This is a genomic window from Monashia sp. HAY1-2A, assembly GCF_056755315.1.
This window is the reverse complement of the sequence record NZ_JBNDHY010000408.1, coordinates 1-273: the sequence shown is the minus strand read 5'-3', so window position 1 is coordinate 273 and position 273 is coordinate 1. Positions and strand designations below refer to the sequence as shown.

At 62.3% G+C, this 273-nt stretch carries 1 protein-coding gene; it reads right to left on the bottom strand.

Annotation, left to right across the window (positions count from 1 at the left end; genetic code table 11):
• Positions 1–273 (bottom strand): amino acid permease (locus ACPYOM_RS22505; protein WP_481347666.1); only part of this gene is annotated, 273 nt, incomplete at both ends.

The window sequence follows — 273 nt, the reverse complement described above, 5'->3', positions numbered from 1 at the left end:
GTGTCCGGCTGGGTGGTGAGGGCCCACAAAACGAAGGCGAAGAACGCGAACACCACCCACACCATCACCACGCCACCGGGCATCTTGAACGCAGACGATTCGTGCAGGTGCGGCCGGCGCTTCCTGAAGGCCAGGTAGCTGGCCAGGATGATCGACCAAACGAACACGAAGCAGACCGCGGACACGGTAGTGACCATGTCGAAGGCCTTGCCGACGTCCTGGCCTGCGTACATGAGCACGACGCCGGACAGCAGCAGGATGCAGGAAAGGAAC